Below are 15,132 nucleotides of genomic sequence, written 5' to 3' on the forward strand. Positions count from 1 at the left end.
CGGTGGCTCCGTAGCGCAGTTCGAGCCGGACCATGCCCTCCTTGACCAGGTAGGAGAGATAGCGCTGGGCCGTGGCGCGGGAGACCCCGGTGCGTTCGGCGGTCTCCGCGGCCGAGAGGGCGTCGTGCGTGGTGCGCAGAGTCTGGTGCAGCAGGGCGAGGGTCGGCGCGGAGTGGCCCTTGGCGGGGACCCGGGGCACGGCCGGCGGGCGGGCCGCGCTGAACAGGGCGTCCACATCCGCCTGGTCGGTCTCGGGGACCGTGCCCAGGGCGTCCATGCGGTACTGGAGCTCGCGGTAGGCGGTGAGCCGTTCGGCGAGGTCGGGTGCGCCGAAGGGTTTGACCAGGTAGCCGACGGCGCCGAGTTTCATCGCGATCCGTACCGAGGTGATGTCCCGGTCGGCGGTGATCATGATGGCGTCGGGGCGGTCGCCGCCCACGTCCCCGCTGAGCCGGCGCAGCACGTCGAGTCCGCTGCCGTCCGGCAGGAAGATGTCGAGCAGCAGCAGGTCCGGCTGGAGGTCGCGTACCGCGTCCAGCGCCGCGACCACGGTCGCGGCCTGGCCGACCACCTCGAAGCCCTTGACGCGGGACGCGTAGTCGCAGTGGACACGGCTGACCCGGAAGTCGTCGTCCACCACCAGGGTCCGGATCACCAGCGGTCACCTCCTGCGACGCCGTCCGGCGCGCCGACCGGCACCGGCGGAGCCGTCGTGAACAGGGCGCCCTGCGGGGCCGGGGCAGTGTCGGGCACGGGCAACGTCATGGTGAAGACCGCGCCCGGCCCCTCACTGACCGTGATCGTGCCGCCGTGCCGCTGCACCAGCCGGTGGACGAGGGCGAGTCCGAGGCCGCGCCGGGCGGTGCCCCGGTCCGGACGGGTCGACCAGCCGTCCTCGAAGATCGAGTCGGCGGTGCCGGGCGGGATGCCCGGACCGGTGTCGGCCACCTCCACCCGTACCGCGTCGACGGCCTCGATCAGCGACAGCCGCACCTCGGGACCGCCCCGCCGGGCAGGTGCGGTCGCGGACGCGTCGATCGCGTTGTCCAGCAGGTTGCCGACAATGGTGAGCAGCCGGCGCAGATGCGGCGGATCCTCGCCGAGGGCGGAGTCGTCGCTGAGGACGATCCGCACTCCGCGTTCCGCCGCCACCGTGGTCTTGGCGACGATCAGTCCCACGAGCAGCGGGTTGCCGATCCGTTCGCGTACGGACTCGGTCAGCGCCTGCTCGGCGCCGGCGGTCTCGACGGCGAACTCGTAGGCCGCGTCATGGTCGCCGATGTCCAGCAGCCCGGCCACCGTGTGCATACGGTTGGTGAACTCGTGCTGCTGGGCGCGCAGCGCGTCGGTCAGCCCACGTACCGAGTCCAGTTCGCGCAGCAGCCCGATGAGCTCGGTGCGGTCGCGGACGGTGACCACGGCGCCCAGTTCACGGCCGTGCAGGGCCACCGGCATCCGGTTGACGACCAGGCAGTGGCCGTCGGTGAGCACGCTGATGTCGCTGCCCGTCAGGGTGCCGTCCAGGGCGCGGCGCAGCCGCCCGTCCGGCAGCACCTCCTCAAGCGTGCTGCCGAGCGCGGTGCCGAGGCCGAGCAGCTCGCGGGCCTCGTCGTTGACCACCGTGATCCTCCCGCCGGGGTCGAAGGCGACGACTCCCTCGCGGATGCCGTGCAGCATCGCCTCGCGGTCCTGCAGCAACCCGGCGATCTCCTCCAGTTCCAGTCCGAACGTCGTCCGCTTGAGCCGCCCGGCCAGCAGGAACGCGGCCGCCGAGCCGAGCGCGACGGCGATGGCGCTGTACACGCCGAAGGTGGGCAGCTCACGCCACAGCTCGCCCAGCACATAGTGCTCGGGGATGCCCGCGGACACCTCGCCGACCAGCTTGCCGGTGGGCCCGTACAGAGGGGCCTTGCCGTTGGCGGAACGCCCGGTCGCGCCCTGGTTCGTGCCGATGTGCGGCTTGCCGTCGAGCACCACGATCGGATCGCCCGTCGGTTCGCCGATCAGCGCCGGGTCGGGGTGGGAGTGGCGGACGCCGCGCAGGTCGAGCACGACGACGTACGACGCGCCCGCCGCCTTGCGGATCCGTTCGGCCACGGTCTGCACCACGTCGCCGCCGGCCCCGTCCTGCATCGCGTGGCGGATCTGCGGTTCGGCGGCCGTGGTCTGCGCGATGTCCAGCGCCCGCTGCTCGTAGGCGCGGTCGATCTCGCCGCGCTGCGCGAAGGCGAACAACAAGAAACCGATCAGCCCGGTCAGCGCCAGGATGACCATCTGGTTGGCCAGAATCCGCGCGGAGAGCCTCCCCTTCCCGCCACGGCCGATGATCGGCATACAGATGGGTTTCACAGGTCTCTCTGCCCGCCGTACGACTGCCGGGCGCGGCCCGTTCGCCGTACCCGTGGTGGCGTGATTGTGCCCCCGCCCTCGGCCTTCTGCCCAGCCCCGGATCGCTGAGCAGAACGAGCAGAACCCCGGCTAACACAGCTAACGCGGGATACGGCTGAAACAGCGACGTAACACCCGGCGGCCTCTAGCGTCTGCCTTCCTCGACCCCCGAGGTTCGACCCCGAGGTTAGGAAGGAGACGGCCTCAGATGGCTTCGCGAAACGACGCCGCGGTGGGCCCGGTCGCCGAGAAAGCCGGCCAGGACAGCGCACGAGTCGAGATTTCCGGGCTCACCAAACGATTTCTGACTCCCGCGGGTGAGGTGTTCACGGCGCTCCAGGACGTTTCGTTCACCGTGGAGCCCGGCCAGTTCTGCGCGGTGGTGGGCCCGACCGGCTGTGGCAAGTCGACGACACTGAGCATGGTCTCCGGGCTGGACCGCCCCAGCGAGGGTTCGGTCAGGGTCGGCGGGCGTGTGGTGGACCGCGTCACCGACGGCGTCAGCTTCATGTTCCAGGCCGACGCGCTGCTGCCCTGGAAGACCGTCCTCGGCAACGTGCTGATGGGGCCGGTCTTCCGCGGGGTGCCCAAGCAGCAGGCGCAGGTCTCCGCACGCGACTGGCTGCGCCGGGTGGGCCTCGCGGGGTTCGAGGACCGCTATCCGCACCAGCTCTCCGGCGGCATGCGCAAGCGCGTGGCGATGGCCGCCGCGCTGATCAACGAACCCCGGATCCTCATCATGGACGAGCCGTTCGGCGCCCTGGACGTGCAGACCAAGGCGATCATGTCGACCGAGCTGCTCGGCCTGTGGGAGCAGATCCGGCCGTCGGTCATCTTCATCACCCACGACCTCGACGAGGCCGTGGCACTCGCCGACCGGGTCGTCGTCATGACGTCCAGCCCCGGGTCGGTCAAGGCGGTCTTCGACATCGACCTGCCCCGCCCACGCGGCTCGGTCCAGGAGATCCGTTTCCAGCCACGCTTCATCGAACTTCAGCACCAGATCTGGGACTCGCTGCGCGAGGAGGTGGAGCGCGCCTACGCACGCACCGCAGGAGGTACGGCATGAGCACGACGTCCGCTGTTTCCCCCGCCCCCGTCGAGGGCAGCGCACAGCTCTCGGCCAGGACGGCCGCCAGGCGCGCTCGCCGGCGCCGCGTCGCCCTGGTGTGGGCCGGCCGCATCGGCCTCGCCGTCCTCGTCATCGGAGGCTGGCAGGCGTTCACCACCTGGGGGATCGTCGACCCGTTCTTCTTCGGGCAGCCGTCGGGCATCGCCAAGCGGCTGGCCGACCTGTTCCGGCACGGCACCGAGTTCGGGTCCTTCTACGCGAACATCTGGACCACGATCCAGGAAGCGCTCGTCGGTTTCGCCGTCGGGGCCGTCGCCGGCGTGGTCTTCGGTGTCGCGCTGGGTCAGAGCCGGTTCCTCGCCGATGTCCTCGGCCCCTACATCAAGATGGTCAACGCGATCCCGAGGATCGTCCTCGGCTCGATCTTCATCGTCGCATTCGGCATCGGCGTGCTGCCGAAGATCCTGCTCGCCGCGGTGCTGGTGTTCTTCATCGTCTTCTTCAACGCCTTCCAGGGCGTACGCGAGGTCGACCGCAACATCCTCGCCAACGCCAGGGTGCTCGGCGCCTCCCAGCTGCAGATCATCCGGCACGTCACCGTGCCCTCCGCGCTCACCTGGATCATCGCCAGCCTGCACAGCGCCTTCGGCTTCGCCATCGTCGGCGCGCTGGTCGGCGAGGTGCTCGGCGCCCAGAGCGGCCTGGGCCTGGTCATCAAGACCGCGCAGAACAACTTCGATCCCAACGGCGTGTTCGCGACGATGCTCGTCATCTCGGTCATCGTGCTCGGCGCCGAGTGGCTGATCGGCAAGCTCGAACACCGGCTGCTGGCCTGGCGTCCGCCGGCGCCGTCCGAGGCGTCGAGCGCCCTCTGACCCGGCCCTTCGCCCTCGTCCGCTCTTCCCTGTTCCATCTCACAAAAGGAATGTGACCCTCCATGTCCAGACGACCCGCCACCGTTGCCGCGTCTCTCCTCGCCGTTCTCACCCTCGGCGCGGCCAGCGCCTGTTCCAGCAACTCCGGCAGCACCACCGCGAGCAGCGGCTCCGGCGGCACACCGACCGTCAAGCTCATGGTCGGCGGCATCGACAAGCAGATCTACCTGCCCTACCAGCTCGCCCAGAACCTCGGCTTCTACAAGAAGTACGGCGTGGACGTCCAGCTCAGCACCGAGCAGGACGGCGGTGTCGGCGCCGAGGAGGCCATGGCCTCCGGCCAGGTGGACATGGCGGGCGCCTGGTACAACCACACGATCGAGTTCCAGGCGAAGGGCAAGGCGGTCGAGGACATCGTCCAGCTGTCCGGCGCGCCGGGCGAGCGGGAGATGTGCACGAAGAAGTCGGGCGTCACGTCGGGCGCCGACTTCAGGGGCAAGACCCTCGGCGTCACCGACCTGGGCTCGGGCACCGACACGCTCACCCAGTTCCTGGCCGCCAAGAAGGGCGTCAGGACAAGCCAGTTCCACCGGATCGGGGTCGGTGCGGGCTCCACCGCCATCGCCGCCCTGCAGAACGGCAAGGTCGACTGTGTGATGACCACGCAGCCGACGGTCGCCGCGATCGAGAAGAAGGGCGTCGGCGCCTCCGCGATCGACCTGGCCACCACGCAGGGAGCCACGGCCGCGATGGGCGGCGCCTTCCCCGCGGCCAGTGTGCTCGCCCGCACCGACTGGGTGAACTCGCACAAGGACACGGTGCAGAAGGTCGTCGACGCGCTCGTCGCCACCATGCACTGGATCAACACGCACAGCGCGGCCGACATCGCGAACAAGCTGCCGGCGTCGTTCGTGTCGAACCAGTTGGTGACCAAGGCCGACTATGTCACCGCCCTGACCGGGGACAAGGGCCAGTTCCTCCCCGACGGCATCATGCCCGCCGGCGGCCCGAAGACCTCGCTGGCGACGGAGCAGCTGGTCGGCAACGTCAAGGGATCGGTGGACCTCGGCAAGACGTTCACCAACGAGTTCGCCCTGCGGGCCAACAAGACCGAGGGCTTCAGGACCACCACGACCCCGGCAGGACCGACAGGCTGATTCCCGCCGGACACGGGGCCGCCCGGGTGGATGTCACCCGGGCGGCCCCGCACCGCCGGACGGAGTGACGGTCACCCTGGAACTCGTGGCTCGTCGTCGCGTCACGGCGGGGCAACCAGTCGGGCCCCGAGCGACACGCACCCGACGGTCCTTGTGTGGTCGTACGACAGGGAGCTCGCCCTGTGGTCGGGGCGAGCTCCCCGCCGGACGGCTGACCGCGACGAGGCGTTCCACCGCGTCGGCGATCCCGTGCTCCGCGAGAGCGTGATCGGCGGCGGCCTCAGGAGAGGCGCCGCCGATCAGGTCCGTCAGCGCATGTCCGTGAGGAGGGTGCGGAGTTCGGCCTCCTGCCGCGCCGGCGCCATCGGCGGGTTCGGGTGGTCGATCCCGAAGGTCTTCAGGACCTGGTCCATCTGGGCGTCGAGGAACGTCCAGCCGGTGTTGTCCAACGGCTGCAGCGAGGCCTGGTCGGCATCCCAGAGGTCCCGCAGCGACTGGGCAGCGGCGTGGGCCCCGGTCGCGTTCCCCGACTGCGCGTCTTTGAGCGAGGTCGACGCGAGTGCCTTGAGTGCGTCGACCTTCGCGGGCGGGAACTTCTTCACGGCCTGGCCGGGGGCGAGTCGAACGGTGGAGGTGGCGTCGGTCTCCGGTGCCGGGCCGACGTGCGGCCGGCTGTGCGCCCAGACCAGCAGGCCCACGGTGGCGAGGGCGAGGAGGCCGAAGCCCGCCAGCGCGACGCGCTCCCGCCGCGGGTCGGCGGTGATCTGCGGGGGGTGCGTGGCGTCGTATGTCTCGGTCACGTCGGAGCGCGTCACGGTCAGATAGACGACGGTCGCCAGGATCAGGCCGAGGAAGATCAGGCTGGTGGTGAAGGTGCCCAGTGCGAGGCCGGTCGGCTCGCCCGGCTGAGCGGCCTTCGGGGAGGCGAGCCAGTCGCCGATGTTGGCGCCCAGCGGGCGGGTCAGGATGTAGGCGAGCCAGAAGGACAGCACCGGGTTAGCGCCGAACCTCCACAGCAGCGTGATCGCCGCGATGAGGCCGAGCGGCAGCAGGACCGAGACTCCCGGGCTCCAGCCGGTGAGCTCCAGGGTCCAGTCGCCGGTCGCGGTGCCGAGCGCGAAGGTGACGAGAACGGCGAGCCAGTAGAACGACTCACGCGGCAGCGTCGTGACCGCGTGGATGGAGAGGGTGCGCTCGCGCAGCCACCACACGCCGAAGACCACGGCGAGCAGGACCGAGAACACGGTGGTGCTGATCCACAGCTCCACGTTGAGCTGGTCGGTCAGGATGTCGGTGTACAGCGTGCCCGTGACGCTGACAACGACCACGGTCAGCCAGTACGGGAACGGGACGTACCGCTTCAGCCGCAGCTGGATCCCCAGAACCACCACGAACACCACGGTGAAGATCAATGCGGTGTTCACCAGGCCGACGCCCAGCTTCATGTTGATCCAGTCGGCGAAACTCTCACCGACGGTCGTGCACAGGATCTTGATCACCCAGAACCAGACGGTGACCTCGGGAACCTTGCTCAGCATCAGCCGCCCGCTGCGGCGCGTGCGGGCTTCGCTCGTCGTTGTCATGCGGCGAGGCTGGCTCGGCCAACCTGCACACAACCTGACTACGCGATCGCCTACGGCGTGGGGAAGGTCACCTCCACCCGGCCGTGACCGTCCGCGATCGCACGGACCGCCACTCCCGCGGAGGCGGCCAGACGCTTCACCACGGCCAGCCCCAGTCCGTGGCCGTTGCCGCTGGTCACGCCCGCTTCGAAGACCCGGTCGACCTCCGCCGGATCGAATCCGGGGCCATCGTCGAGGACGCTGATCACGACCCCCTCGGGCTGACGGCACGCCGTGACCCAGACGCGCGAACTCGCATGCCGCAGGCCGTTCTCCAGCAGGGGTGACAGCACAGCCACGACGAGTTCGGTCGCCACGGCTACGTCGACGTCGGCCGGGACGGCGAGTTCGACGGAGCGGCCGGCGATCGCCTGTCGCGCCGCCGCCCTGAGATCGCAGCGGGTACCGCCGGGGATCCGTGTCCGGGCGGCACCGAGAATCGTGGTGATCGCCGTGTTCAGGCGGTCGACCTCGGTCAGAACGGACTCCGGTGCCACATGCTGACCGGAGAGCTGCGCCAACTGCGCCTCGCCCTGCAGGGCCGTCAAGGGCGTCCGCAGTTCGTGGGCGATCTCATCGGTGAGCCGGCGCTCGTCCGCGAGCGCGTTGTCCACGCGGTCAAGCAGGCGATCGAGAGTTCGCCCGAGTTCCCCGAATTCATCACGGGGAACGCCGAGGTCGAACCGGCGCCCGGGTTCGTGTTCGCCCCAGTCGTCGGCGAGAGCGGCCATGTCGTGGACCACCCGCAACGCACGGCCCACCACGAGATGTGCGACGACGCCTGCGAGCAGGATCGAGATGCCGCCCAACATGAGCGACATCGTCAGGCTGCGTTGCTCCGACGTCTCGTACGGCGTCAGATCCACCCTCACGACCGCCATGACGTGGTGGCCCGCGAGCCGGATCGGCCGGGCATACAGCAGGTGACTGCCGACCGTGGTGGTCTGGGACTTCCCGGAGCCGACAAGCCCATCGACGCGGTCGAGGACGTCCCCCGGCACGATCCCGTCGATGAGGCGCCCATCGGCATACACCCACGAGACCGTGTCCAGCGCTTCGTTGCCGCTCTCGATCAGCACGACGTGGCCACCGCGTACGGCCACGTTCGCCGCCACCGCCTCCGCACGGCTGTGCGCCAGGGCGTTCGCGTCGGCGTCGGTCACCTGGCTCAGCAACACGTGCGAGACCACCACCAGCACGGCGACCACCGCGGTCGCGATCAGAACCGCGAGCGCGACGACCCTTCCACGGAAGCCCGTCACTCCCATCGGTAGCCCACCCCACGGACCGTCGCCAGGCGATCGGCCACGCCCAGCGCACCGAGTTTGGTCCGCAGCCGGCGGACGTAGGAGTCCAGGGTGTTGTCGCTGACCTGCGCGCCATGCGGCCAACCGGCGGCGACGAGGGCGTGGCGGCGTACAGCGTCGCCCTGCGAGGCGATGAGCCTGCCCAACAACCGGAACTCGGTCGGCGTCAGGCTCTCGCTCGTCGAACCGTGGATCACGACATGTTTCGCCGGATCGAGAACGACGCCGCTCGGTGGGGTCGCCGCGGTTGTTCTGCGCAGCAGGGCGCGGACCCTCACCAGCAGCTCCGGGACGTCGAACGGTTTCGTCAGGTAGTCGTCGGCTCCCGCCTCGAAGCCGCCCACCTTGTGATGCATGCCGTCCAGAGCGGTGAGCATCAGCACCGGGGCGTCGACGCCACGTGCCCGCAGCGCCAGGCAGACATCACGGCCGTCGGCATCCGGGAGCCCCAGATCCAGGACGACCAGGTGAGGGACCGGCTCAAGCTGCCGCAGCAGGCTGTCCGCCGTAGGGGCGACCGCCACCGTATGACCGTCGTGCTCAAGCGCACGCCTGAGGATGTCACGGACCGCCGCATCATCCTCACACACCACGATGAAAGCCACAGGCCGACCCTAGGTATTCCACTGAGAGTTCTCCATTGTCCCTGGTCAGCGTCCTGGTAGTCCGCGAGGTCCGCAACGGCTTCGACCGGTGCGGTGCAGTCGTCGACGCCCCGCCGCCGACTCGGGCGTTGATCACCCGCGGCCCTCTTCGGACCTCACGGCCCGGCGCCCGTCCCCCCGACAGCCGACGAGAGAAGGTCAGCACAGACCGGATGACTGCCCGGTTCCCGCGATGCCCGCAGCGTACGCCCCGCCTCTACGTGATGTAGCAGCCGTTTGGGAATCGTCCGGAATCCTATATATCGCCCGGCGGTCGGAGGGACGCGCCCCCTGGACCGCCGCGCTGGTCTCCGCCTCCGGCACCGGCACCCCGACGACGATCACGACGGCCCGCGCGCCGGCCGTATCACCCTCGTAACCACGGTGACCAGGCGCTTCGGCGAGGCGTTCAGGTTGTGGTCAGGTTGGACGCGCGGTAATGAAATTCATGCACCGGAAATCCCCAAGCGACGGTAAAGGGGCCGGGGGCAGCGGGAGACGGCCATGTCATCGTGCGCACCATGACCACAGACCGTCTCCTCGACGACCGCCCCCTCACCTCCTTGCGCACCATGGCGAACAAGGTGCCGGAAGTGACCGCCTATTTCTGGATCATCAAGGTTCTCACCACCGGGATGGGCGAGACCGCGTCGGACCTGCTGGCCAAGGTCCTCGGCCCGGTGCCGGCGGTCGGTCTCGGAGGTCTCGCCCTGGCGCTCTCGCTGGCCGTGCAGTTCGCCGTGCGCCGTTACGTTGCCTGGATCTACTGGACGGCCGTCGTCATGGTCAGCGTCTTCGGCACGATGGCCGCCGACGTCCTGCACGTCGGCCTCGGCGTGCCCTACACCGTGTCCACGCCGCTCTTCCTCGTCGCGCTGGCCGCGGTCTTCGCCCTCTGGTACTCCGTCGAGCGCACCCTGTCCATCCACAGCATCACCACCCGCAGCCGCGAGCTCTTCTACTGGGCGGCCGTCCTGGCCACCTTCGCCCTCGGCACCGCCGCCGGCGACCTCACCGCGACCGCCGGACTCGGCTACCTCGGCTCGGCCGTTCTCTTCGCCGTGGCGATCTGCGTTCCCGCACTCGCCCACCGCTTCGGGGGTCTGGCCGCCGTGCCCGCCTTCTGGACGGCGTACGTCATCACCCGCCCCCTGGGCGCATCCCTCGCCGACTGGATGGCACTCGGGCACACTCGTGGCGGCCTCGGGTTCGGACTCGGTCCGGTCACCCTCGCCTGGACGGTCGCCATCGCCTGCTTCGTCGGCTACCTGGCGGTCTCCCGCAGGGACACGTCCTACAACAAGTAGGAGGCAGGCGGGTGGCCTGTACGCCACGACGGCGAGGGAAGGCGGACGCCGAGGCGACGGGCCAAGGAGACGAGGAAGCCCACCAGGCATCCGGCAGGCGGGCGCGCGGCGAACTGGAGAGCAACGTGCTCGCCGCGCTCTGGGCGGCCAACGGGCCGCTGGCCGCGCGGGAGGTCCGGGAACAGCTGCCGGGCGACCTCGCCTGCACGACCGTACTCACCACCCTGTCCCGGCTGCACGACAAGGGCATCCTGGTACGGCACCGCGAGGGCCGTGGCTATGCCTACGAACCGGCCCGCGACGAGGCGTCGCACACCGCCCAGCGCCTGCACTCTCCGCTGACGGGGGGGGCTCCGATCGTCAGGCGGTGCCGGCCCGCTTCGTCTCGGAGCCGTCCGAACAGGGTGGCCGGGCCGCGGCGCGCAGGGCTGGGCAGTCCCCGGACGGGCGCGCCCGCCGAGCTGCCGGCACCAGCACTGCGCACGCAGCCGTCCCCTGGCCAGGGACGCGAGGCAGCGGGCCGCCATCAGAGGTCGGGCTGCCGTTGTCTCTTCGGCCGGGCCGAAGCAACGGGTGAGCTGGTCGCAGGTGCCGGTTCTGTGATGCGGATCCGCCGTCGCCTTCGGCTCGCGAACGAGGCGGAGAGCGCGAGCGCGGTGATGAGCGAGATCACGCCGCCCAGGACCAGGGTGAAGCGGGCTCCGAGCGTGTCGGACACCAGACCGACCAGCGGTGCGCCGACGGGGGTGCCGCCGAGGAGGACGAGAAAGTAGACGGACAGGACGCGGCCCCGCAGCGGCGGGGCGGCATGCAACTGGATCAGGGCGTTGGCGGTGGTGGTCACGGTCACCGCGGCACATCCGGTGAGGAACAGCAGGACCAGGAACGAGCCGTAGCTCGGCATGAGGCCCTGCGCGACCTCCAGTGCGCCGAAGCCGATCGTGGTGGAGGTCAGACGTCGTGCGGTGGGAGGCTTGCCGTGGTTGGCCCAGTAGATCGCGCCGAGGAGGCTGCCCAGAGCGTAGGCGGCGGAGAGGTAACCGAAGGCGGCGGCGCCCGTGTGGAACACCGTGATGGCGACGAGCGAGATGGTGACCTGGAAGTTGAGGCCGAAGGTGCCGACGAAGGCGATGAGGCTGATCGGCAGGAGCAGTTCCGGAGTGGTGGCGATGTGGCGGAGTGCCTCGCGCGCTCGGGTGCGGCCCGGTCGCGTGCGGACAGGGACGTCCGGCGCGTCGGTACGGATGGTGAACAGGCCGTGGAGGACGGCCAGGTACGAGGCGGTGTTCAGAAGGAACACCGGGCCGGTGCCGAAGGCCGCGACGGTCAGCCCGGCGAGCGCCGGGCCGACGGCGCGGGCCATGTTGAACTGGGCGGCGTTCAGGCTGACCGCGCTGGCCGTGCGCTCGTGGGAGACGAGTTCGCCGATGTAGGCGTTGCGGGCGGGACTGTCCACGGCGGTGGCGGTGCCGAGGGCGAAGGCCAGCGCGTAGAGGGACGGAAGGTTCACCGCTCCGTTGACCGTGAGCAGTCCCAGCAGGAGCGACTGCGCGGCCATCGCCGTCTGGGTCAGGAGCAGCGTCCGTCGCTTGGGGTACCGGTCGGCCAGAACGCCTCCGGTCAGGCCGAGCAGGGTCTGCGGCAGGAACTGCAGCGCGGTCACGATGCCGACCGCGCTGCCGCTGTTGCCGGTGGTGTGGAGGACGAGCAGGTCCTGGGCGGCGCGCTGCATCCAGGTGCCGATGTTGGAGATCAGCTGTCCGATCAGGTAGCGCCGGAAATCCGGGACGGCGAGTGCGTGCGTCACCGGCAGGCGGAAGACGGCACTCATGACATCTGACGGGCATACGTGTCGCCCGCGACGGGCTCGCCGGTGCCGTCGAGGTAGTGGAAGGTCGGGTGGGGGTGCATGAGGAACGTGTGGTGGGAGATGTTCCACGCGTAGGCGCCGGCCATGGCGAACGCGACGCGGTCGCCGACGCGCAGCCGTTCGATCATGGTCCGGCTTGCCAGTACGTCCTTGGGCGTGCACAGCTGTCCGACCAGCGTCACCGGCTCGTCTCGCACCTCCGGACGGTTCCAGGGCCGCGGCCAGGTGTCGTCGGGGATCACCTCGAAGGGCTGGTCGTGCTGTTTCGCGGCCGGTGTGCGCAGGTGGTGGGTACCTCCACGCAGTACGGCGAACGCGTGTCCTCGGCTGAACTTGATGTCCAGGACCTGGGTGACGTACCGGCCGCAGTACGCCGTGACCGAGCGGCCGGGCTCGATCCGCAGGGTGAGGTGGGGGTGGCGGGCGAGGATCCAGCGCAGTCCGGCGCCGAGGGCGGCCCAGTCGAACACTCTGGGCGGATGCGTGTAGTCGACGCCCATGCCGCCGCCCACGTTGACTTCGCGCAGGTCCACTCCGCGATCGCTGGCCCAGCTCTCGGCCCAGGCGAGGATCTTGTCGACGAGCAGGAGATGGGGCTGGGCCTGGAGACCACTGGCGAGGTGGAAGTGGAGGCCGCGCAGCCGGACGCCCGGGACCGACTCCAGCACCTCCAGGCAGCGGTCCAGTTGTACGGGATCCATGCCGAACGGCCCGCCGCCCATGACCAGGGCGACTCGGCCCACGTCGACGGGCAGGTTGACGCGCAACAGGACGTCCACGGTCCGGTCGCCCAGCAGGCTGGCGAGCAGGCGGAGTTCGTGTTCGCTCTCGATGTGCAGGCGCTCGGCTCCCGCGTCCAGTGCGCGGGTCAGCTCCTGCTGGGTCTTGCCAGGACCGCCGAAGGCGATCGGCGCTTCGGGGACGGTGGCGCGGACGTGGTCCAGTTCGCCTCCGGAGGCCACCTCGAAGCCGTGGACGTGTTCGGCGAGGGTGCGCAGGATCAGGGGGTCGGAGTTGGCCTTGGCCGCGTACAGCAGCTCGACGCGGTCCGGCAGTGCGGCCCGGATCGTGCGCACGTGTTCGCGCAGGTCGGACAGGTCGTAGACGTAGGCGGGCAGATCGTCGTCGGGCAGCGCGGCGACGAGGCCGTACGTCTCGGGCCTCACCGGACCACCTCGCGGGGGAAGTCCGCGCCGAGCGGGCTGGGCAGGGGCACGTAGGTCGCGTGCCGGTCGGCCTTGCGGGACCAGCGCAGCAGAAGGTTGGCCTTGGCCGGCAGCGGTACGCCGGACAGCAGGGCACGCAGACGCGGCGGTTCGGCGGCGGTGCGGGCGTAGCCGGCGAGGTGGTCGCGGACCAGGCCCCACAGGGCGGGTTCCAGGACCGGGTCGAGGTCGGCCAGGGCGCTGAGCATCTCGGCGGTGTGGTTGACCAGGAGGCAGTACGCGACCCGGTTCCAGCCGTGTTCGGGATCGTAGGTGAGGGGACCGCGCACGTCGTCCGGCATCTCGTCGAGGGCCTGCCCGTGACGGCCGGGCAGGAGCTTGGTGCCCTCCAGGTCGCGGAAGAACATCTGCGCGGGCGTGCCGTCGGCCTCGACGCCGACGACGACGTTCTGCAGATGGGGTTCGAGCACGACGCCGTGTTCGAAGTAGGCGGCCAGTACCGGCGGCAGCAACAGCCCGAGGTACGCGTCCCACCAGGCCAGGATGTCACCGTCGCCGCGGGCGAGCAGCTGGGAGACATGGGCTGCGCCGGTCGGATACTCGTCCGCCACCGCGGCGGCGAGCAGGGGCGTGACCCCGGGACGCAGATGGTGGCGCAGGCCGGAGCGGACGATGACACCGAAGCCCTCCAGGAGGGCGGTGTCGCCGGCCGTGTCGAGGGTGCGGTAGCCGGGCTCGGCCAGGAGCGCGCAGCCCGGGAAGCGGTCGGCGAGCCGGGCGAAGACGGGCTGGAGCAGCCGGTTGAGGGCGACAGCCCCGGACAGCTCGTAACTCGCCTGCTTGCGGACGCAGTTGGTGATGCGGACGTTGAGGCTGAACTTCAGGAACGCGTCGGTCCCGGGGGCGTACAGCGTCCGCACCGACGCGGTCGGCACCAGCTCCGGTCCGCCCGTGCCGGTGTCCACGACATCCCCGGCGGCGACCGCCTCACGCAGCCGGTCGTGGTCCTTCAGCAGCCGGTGCTGCCAGGGGTGCACGGGGAGTACGGCGAACTCCGGGCCGGCCACCGGGTGCAGCGCGTCCAGCACGTGCGGCTCGCCCTCCTCGCGCACCAGGTGGCGGCGCACGGCCAGGTAGCGCAGGCGGAAGCGGGTGCCGGTCTCCGGGCCGTACGCCAGCCAGTCCGCCGGGTCGCCGGTACGGGCCTTGGGCGTGGGGTGGAAACGGTGGCCGAACACCAGGGACTGTTCCGAGGCCACGTAGGGGTCCGCGGCCGCCCGGGCGGCCGCCCGCTCCTCCAGTACGACGCGGATCGTCTCCCGGCTGTCCGCCACCTGGCCCAGGAACTCCTCGTTGGCCAGGCCCGTGCGCTGTTCCAGTTCGTCCTGGATGCAGCCGGCCAGCTCGCGCCAGTCCACGGTCACCCAGGCATCGCCGTCGAGCCGCTGCACCGAGCCCTGGAAGCGATGCGCTCCGATCAACGAGGTCCGACGCAGCGCGGCACGCAGCAGAAGGCCCCGGCGGGGCAGTCGGAGCAGGAGGTGATCGTCGACGACCGTCACCTGATGCTCGGGGGCGGACACCTCGCGGACCAGGCAGTTGAGCAGCGTGTGGGCCGTGACCAGGTCGGCCGTCAGCGACGGCTCCGCGATCGGGGAAAGGACGGTGGTGGCGCCGTCGGTGTGCGGGGCTGTGCCGGTGGTCATGTGGTCGCTCCAGGGGGA

General features: G+C 70.4%; 12 protein-coding genes and 1 pseudogene. 5 read left to right on the forward strand and 8 right to left on the reverse strand.

All coding sequences use genetic code 11. From position 1 onward, the window contains the following. Nucleotides 1-655, reverse strand: a 655-nt coding sequence (locus LQ326_RS28820; RefSeq protein ID WP_234541740.1) for a response regulator transcription factor, incomplete at its 3' end; no start/stop codon positions are given. Then, complete coding sequence (locus tag LQ326_RS28825; RefSeq protein WP_234541742.1) at nt 652-2,334, reverse strand: ATP-binding protein; 1,683 nt, start codon at nt 2,332-2,334, stop codon at nt 652-654. The genes LQ326_RS28820 and LQ326_RS28825, both read right to left, overlap by 4 nt. Before the next feature lie 262 nt (nt 2,335-2,596). Between LQ326_RS28825 and LQ326_RS28830 the strand changes: the two genes are divergently transcribed. The 3 genes from LQ326_RS28830 to LQ326_RS28840 all read left to right on the forward strand — a co-directional run bounded on the left by LQ326_RS28830 (nt 2,597) and on the right by LQ326_RS28840 (nt 5,492). After that, the gene (locus LQ326_RS28830; protein ID WP_234541744.1) at nt 2,597-3,457 is read left to right on the forward strand and encodes an ABC transporter ATP-binding protein; all 861 of its coding nucleotides are present in this window, start codon (nt 2,597-2,599) and stop codon (nt 3,455-3,457) included. Beyond that, nucleotides 3,454-4,335, forward strand: coding sequence for an ABC transporter permease (locus tag LQ326_RS28835; RefSeq protein WP_234541746.1), 882 nt, complete (start codon nt 3,454-3,456; stop codon nt 4,333-4,335). The genes LQ326_RS28830 and LQ326_RS28835 overlap by 4 nt, the downstream gene beginning before the upstream one ends. A 62-nt stretch (nt 4,336-4,397) precedes the next feature. Then, nucleotides 4,398-5,492, forward strand: coding sequence for an ABC transporter substrate-binding protein (locus tag LQ326_RS28840; RefSeq protein ID WP_234541748.1), 1,095 nt, complete (start codon nt 4,398-4,400; stop codon nt 5,490-5,492). A gap of 308 nt (nt 5,493-5,800) precedes the next feature. Here LQ326_RS28840 and LQ326_RS28845 read toward each other — a convergent pair whose 3' ends face one another. Genes LQ326_RS28845 through LQ326_RS28855 form a run of 3 tightly spaced genes read right to left on the reverse strand, consistent with a single transcriptional unit; the run spans nt 5,801 to nt 9,026 of the window. Next, nucleotides 5,801-7,075, reverse strand: coding sequence for a COG4705 family protein (locus LQ326_RS28845; RefSeq protein WP_234541750.1), 1,275 nt, complete (start codon nt 7,073-7,075; stop codon nt 5,801-5,803). 50 nt (nt 7,076-7,125) lie between these two features. After that, entirely contained in the window at nt 7,126-8,382 is a 1,257-nt protein-coding gene (locus LQ326_RS28850; protein ID WP_234541759.1) for a sensor histidine kinase, read from the reverse strand. Beyond that, nucleotides 8,373-9,026 (reverse strand): response regulator transcription factor, encoded by a 654-nt coding sequence (locus LQ326_RS28855; protein ID WP_234541770.1) that lies wholly within the window; start codon nt 9,024-9,026, stop codon nt 8,373-8,375. Before LQ326_RS28855 ends, LQ326_RS28850 begins: the two co-directional genes overlap by 10 nt. 560 nt (nt 9,027-9,586) lie before the next feature. Between LQ326_RS28855 and LQ326_RS28860 the strand changes: the two genes are divergently transcribed. Together LQ326_RS28860 and LQ326_RS48400 are read left to right on the forward strand one after the other, a co-directional pair. Further along, nucleotides 9,587-10,372 carry a COG4705 family protein gene (locus LQ326_RS28860; RefSeq protein ID WP_234541772.1) on the forward strand — a complete coding sequence of 262 codons (786 nt, stop codon included), beginning with the start codon at nt 9,587-9,589 and terminating at the stop codon, nt 10,370-10,372. 125 nt (nt 10,373-10,497) lie between these two features. Beyond that, nucleotides 10,498-10,647, forward strand: a pseudogene (locus LQ326_RS48400) (BlaI/MecI/CopY family transcriptional regulator); the annotation flags it as partial. A 251-nt stretch (nt 10,648-10,898) separates the two neighbouring features. Here the strand turns inward: LQ326_RS48400 and LQ326_RS28870 are convergent. The 3 genes from LQ326_RS28870 to LQ326_RS28880 are packed head-to-tail and all read right to left on the reverse strand — an operon-like array spanning nt 10,899 to nt 15,114. Then, nucleotides 10,899-12,203, reverse strand: coding sequence for an MFS transporter (locus LQ326_RS28870; RefSeq protein WP_234541774.1), 1,305 nt, complete (start codon nt 12,201-12,203; stop codon nt 10,899-10,901). Beyond that, nucleotides 12,200-13,408 carry a type III PLP-dependent enzyme gene (locus LQ326_RS28875; RefSeq protein ID WP_234541776.1) on the reverse strand — a complete coding sequence of 403 codons (1,209 nt, stop codon included), beginning with the start codon at nt 13,406-13,408 and terminating at the stop codon, nt 12,200-12,202. The genes LQ326_RS28870 and LQ326_RS28875 overlap by 4 nt, the downstream gene beginning before the upstream one ends. Continuing rightward, a complete protein-coding gene (locus LQ326_RS28880; protein WP_234541786.1) occupies nt 13,405-15,114 on the reverse strand; it encodes an IucA/IucC family protein in 1,710 nt (569 codons plus the stop codon). The genes LQ326_RS28875 and LQ326_RS28880 overlap by 4 nt, the downstream gene beginning before the upstream one ends. Nucleotides 15,115-15,132: the final 18 nt, after the last annotated feature.

The organism is Streptomyces shenzhenensis (assembly GCF_021462265.1).
Classification (GTDB): domain Bacteria; phylum Actinomycetota; class Actinomycetes; order Streptomycetales; family Streptomycetaceae; genus Streptomyces; species Streptomyces shenzhenensis.

What these genes read in the sequence shown, in the direction of transcription:
- LQ326_RS28825 (WP_234541742.1), bottom strand. Translation starts at nt 2,334, where the DNA reads ATGCCGATCATCGGCCGTGGCGGGAAGGGGAGGCTCTCCGCGCGGATT.
- LQ326_RS28870 (WP_234541774.1), bottom strand. Translation starts at nt 12,203, where the DNA reads ATGAGTGCCGTCTTCCGCCTGCCGGTGACGCACGCACTCGCCGTCCCG.
- LQ326_RS28840 (WP_234541748.1), top strand. Translation starts at nt 4,398, where the DNA reads ATGTCCAGACGACCCGCCACCGTTGCCGCGTCTCTCCTCGCCGTTCTC.
- LQ326_RS28880 (WP_234541786.1), bottom strand. Translation starts at nt 15,114, where the DNA reads ATGACCACCGGCACAGCCCCGCACACCGACGGCGCCACCACCGTCCTT.
- LQ326_RS28860 (WP_234541772.1), top strand. Translation starts at nt 9,587, where the DNA reads ATGACCACAGACCGTCTCCTCGACGACCGCCCCCTCACCTCCTTGCGC.
- LQ326_RS28845 (WP_234541750.1), bottom strand. Translation starts at nt 7,075, where the DNA reads ATGACAACGACGAGCGAAGCCCGCACGCGCCGCAGCGGGCGGCTGATG.
- LQ326_RS28835 (WP_234541746.1), top strand. Translation starts at nt 3,454, where the DNA reads ATGAGCACGACGTCCGCTGTTTCCCCCGCCCCCGTCGAGGGCAGCGCA.
- LQ326_RS28830 (WP_234541744.1), top strand. Translation starts at nt 2,597, where the DNA reads ATGGCTTCGCGAAACGACGCCGCGGTGGGCCCGGTCGCCGAGAAAGCC.
- LQ326_RS28850 (WP_234541759.1), bottom strand. Translation starts at nt 8,382, where the DNA reads ATGGGAGTGACGGGCTTCCGTGGAAGGGTCGTCGCGCTCGCGGTTCTG.